This window comes from Mesorhizobium sp. M7A.T.Ca.US.000.02.2.1 (assembly GCF_003996995.1).
GTDB lineage: Bacteria > Pseudomonadota > Alphaproteobacteria > Rhizobiales > Rhizobiaceae > Mesorhizobium.
Genome location: NZ_RZTT01000505.1, coordinates 1 through 3806 on the forward strand (window position 1 = coordinate 1; position 3806 = coordinate 3806).

Consider the following 3806-nt stretch of genomic DNA (forward strand, 5'->3'; position numbering starts at 1 on the left):
CCCCTGAAGCGGTCCATTTCAGCGGCGGCCCGGGGATCCGCCATCAGCAGAGATGTGAAATCGGCAACCATCGTGCGGGCCTCTTGGATAACATTCGCACGCTCGGAGCTCGTCGGCGACACCCAGGAATAATATTGGAGGCGCCTCAGCACATCGCGGACCCTGTCGAGCAGCAAGAGCGTCGCATCCATATCGGGCACCAGGCCGAAAGCCCGATAAAATATCGTCATCGATGCCGAGAACAAAGCTTGCTGGATGGAAGGCAGCGTTGGGTCGCTCTCGGCAAGAACGGCGGTGTAGAGTTCTGCCATGGGGTACTGCTGCGCCGGCCTGGCCGCCATCAGGTACGTGTCCTGGGTTATGGCGCGCCGGACCGACCAATCCTCGCCATTGGTGTTGAAGCGGCTGAAACCGAGTGCCGAAATCAGTGAGAAGTTCTTGCGGAAGAGTTCTGGCGCCTTGACGATGACGTCAACTGCTTCCGGATTGTCGAAGACAATCACGTTGCCCAGGTTGCCGGCCTTTCCATTCGTTTCCATCTGCCCGCTTTGAGCAAAAAGCACGTAGACGAGGTTGTTGAGAACGCCTTCGATTCGCGTCTGATCATCCATCAATGCTGCCCTTGCAACCCCGAACGCCGCAGGCGTTGTGCTGACATTTCGACCACAAAATTTTCCGCTATCTTATTTGATTCGCAGAGAGAAAAAGTCATCTGTGGCAAACGCGTAACACTGCCTGCTTAAATGATTATAGCAGCTATCTCGCGAGGTACCGCTGCGGTAATGTGCGAATGGGCTAATAACTATCCAGTTTGATTCCAGGCGGGGAAAAATGAGAAATCACGTTTCAGGCAAGCTTCTTGCTACTGTTGCTGCGTCTGCTGCTTCAGTGACATCTGTTGGTGTGGTCGCGGCTCATGCCGCCGATGCGCAGGTAACTGATCCGGCAGTGGTCGATTCCCGCATCAAGATTGCCTTCGAAGGCGCTGTCTATCAGTCCAACGTCGATAAGCTTGGCGACAGCAGCGACAAGTTGGGTGAAAACAACGGCTTTGGTGATCTCTATGGGTCGGTCGCGCTGACCAAAGCGATTTCTGCGGATGTCGACTGGCGGCTTGCCGGTGCCTTCCACGCCGGACAGGACAACGACTTCGGTTTTAATGTTCCCACAGGTAGTGGTACCGTCGACCTATCCTTCGGCAACAGCTACAATTTCCAGACGCTGGACTTCGACATCGGCAAGCACGTTCAGGCGCAAAGCGCCGATATCCGCTTCTTCGGAGGCCTGCGCTTGCTGCACGCGAAAGAAAAGCTGAACCTTCACCAGGGGGTTACCCCGACTGATCCGACGACGGACAAGGCTGGTAGCGCCGACAAGCTTGGCTCGTCCGAATTCTACGGCATCGGCCCGCGCGTCGGGGCTGAAGTATATTATCCGTTGGGCGAAACATGGGGTCTGACCGGGGCCGTTTCCGGCTCGGCCATGTGGGGCCGCCGGACGGACAAGATCAGCTTGCATGCAGAAGTGACCGATCCGTCTGATCCCACGCCCGACTTGCCCGTCGATGTCAGCGCAAGCCAGCATTCCAGCGAGGTTGTGACGAATATTGATCTTTCCGGTGGCGTGACCTTCAGGCCGTGGGATAACACGACGTTCACCGCGGGCTACCGGGTCGAGCAGTGGCACAATCTGCTGGAGCTGTCCGACAAGAGCACCCAGACGTTCAACGGGCCGTTCCTGCGCCTTGAAGTCAAGATGTAGACCAGCAATTCGAGCCTCCTGGCTCGGACTACTGCGTCAAGTGGATTGCAATTGACGGAACAGGAAGTGGCATTCGAATCCAGAGTTGCCGTCAACGGCAACGTCAGACTGCAATACACGGCGGCGGGCTCAGGCCCGCCGATTGTGTTTCTGCACGGCTTTCCGGATCACGGGATGGGTTGGCGCCGGCAATTGGAGGCGCTTTGTGGCCGCTACCGCGTGATCGCGCCCGACCTACGGGGCTTTGGGCAAAGCGATGCGCCGCAGGGCTACGGCAACTATGTGCTGACGAACCTGGTCAACGATGTGCTAGCCGTTCTCGCAGCGGAAAAGCTGACCCAGGCCGCCATTGTCGGCCACGACTGGGGCGGCATCATTGCATGGTGGCTGGCTATACGCGCGCCGCAAGTCGTGCGCCATCTCGTCCTGCTGTCGACGCCGCACCCACGTAATCATCTGAACGCCATTGCCGACCCGTCCAACGCCGAGATGATCGCGTACATACGCAGCTTCCAGGTGCCCGGCGCAGCCCAGATGCTGAATATCGACGAACTCGCAACCTGGGTCGCCGATCCGCGAGACAGGCAGGCGCTGACGGAATCGCTGCGGCGATCCAGTCCGGAAGCAATGCTTGGTTATTACAGGGCTAACATTCCGCTCGGCAAAGTGCCGAGCCTGGGGCAACTGCCACTCGTCAAGGCCCCGACCCTGGTCCTGTTTGGCACCGACGATCCCTATGTTCCGGTCAGCGCTTTCGATGGCACCTTTCGTGAGGTCGACAATGTGACCACGCTGGTCGCTCTGCCCGGCGCTGGTCACTTCATCCACCATCAGGCAGCCAAGTTCGTCACCGAGCAGATTGAAGCCTGGGTGGAGAGACCGCTTTCCGGTTTCCGCCACCTTGCGTAAGGTGTCTCACGACCGAGCGAAGAATTGTGCAAGGCCGACCGCAATCTGATTTCAGTTTGCCGGCATCGGTCCAAAGCGGATGCGGAAGCGCCGGTTCTCGCGGCCCTTCTTCTCGATCTTGCCGATGTGGATTTCGCCGACTTCGGCGGTGCTTTTCACATGGGTGCCGCCGCAGGGCTGGCTGTCCACCGAAGCGTTGTCGCCGATACAGACCAGGCGGATCTTGCCTGTGCCCACCGGCGGCCGGACGTTCTTGGATTTCACCAGGCCGGGATTGGCGGCCAGGTCTTCGTCACTGATCAGCCTGACAAAGATCGGATGATCGGCCCGCACCAGGTCCATCAGCCCGGCAGTGACGTCCTCCTTGGTGAAGCCGGCATCCGGAGCGTCGAAGTCGACACGGCTGTCGTCCTCGGAAACCGAGGCACCGGTGATCAGGAACGGGCAGACGACGGTGAGCAAATGGCAAGCCGCGTGCATGCGCATCAGGAGATACCGCCGCTCCCAGTCGATCGCCAGCCGCAGCGCCTCGCCTGGCTGCGGAACCGCCTGCTCCGGCGCTGGCACGTGTATGATCTCGTCCTTGGTCTCACCGGTGAGGGTGGCGGCAATGACGATACGGCTGCCGTCGCCGCGTTCGAGATACCCGGTATCGCCCGGTTGGCCGCCCGACGTGGCGTAGAAGATCGTCCGGTCGAGGATGATACCGCCGCGATCGTTGACGGCAACGACAGTTGCGTCCGCCGTCCGCAGATAGGCATCGTCGCGAAACAGGGCTTCCGTCCTGTTTGCCATCACGCGACCTTTTCGAACGGCACCGGAATTGTGCTCTTCAGTTCCATCCAGCCTGGCACCGGCAGCTGCTTTTCGCGCAGGAATTCCGGGTTGAACAGTTTTGATTGATAGCGCGTGCCATAGTCACAAAGAATGGTCACGATGGTGTGGCCCGGGCCTAGTTCCCTGGCCAGACGGATCGCGCCGGCTATGTTGATACCGGTCGAGCCGCCGACGCAAAGGCCCTCTTCCTGGATCAGGTCGAAGACGATCGGCAGCGCATCCTCATCGGGGATCTGGAATGAAAAATCCGGCGTGAACCCTTCGAGATTGGCGGTGATGGGCCCCTGCCCGATGCCTTC

At 59.5% G+C, this 3806-nt stretch carries 4 protein-coding genes and 1 pseudogene; 2 read left to right on the forward strand and 3 right to left on the reverse strand.

The features are described 5' to 3' along the window. Positions 1-611 (reverse strand): hypothetical protein (locus tag EOD15_RS30365; RefSeq protein WP_148129711.1); only part of this gene is annotated, 611 nt, incomplete at its 3' end. A 220-nt stretch (positions 612-831) separates the two neighbouring features. Here EOD15_RS30365 and EOD15_RS30370 point away from each other — a divergent pair. Further along, entirely contained in the window at positions 832-1761 is a 930-nt protein-coding gene (locus EOD15_RS30370) for an Lpg1974 family pore-forming outer membrane protein (RefSeq protein ID WP_127381183.1), read from the forward strand. A gap of 45 nt (positions 1762-1806) precedes the next feature. After that, positions 1807-2670, forward strand: a complete 864-nt coding sequence (locus tag EOD15_RS30375) for an alpha/beta hydrolase (protein WP_185929120.1) — start codon at positions 1807-1809, stop codon at positions 2668-2670. 51 nt (positions 2671-2721) lie between these two features. Here EOD15_RS30375 and EOD15_RS30380 read toward each other — a convergent pair whose 3' ends face one another. Both EOD15_RS30380 and EOD15_RS30385 read right to left on the reverse strand, forming a co-directional pair. After that, on the reverse strand, positions 2722-3465 hold the full coding sequence (locus EOD15_RS30380; RefSeq protein ID WP_127322971.1) for an alanyl-tRNA editing protein: 744 nt from the start codon (positions 3463-3465) through the stop codon (positions 2722-2724). Next, a pseudogene (locus EOD15_RS30385) lies at positions 3465-3806 on the reverse strand (pyridoxal-phosphate dependent enzyme); the annotation flags it as partial. The gene EOD15_RS30380 and the pseudogene EOD15_RS30385, both read right to left, overlap by 1 nt.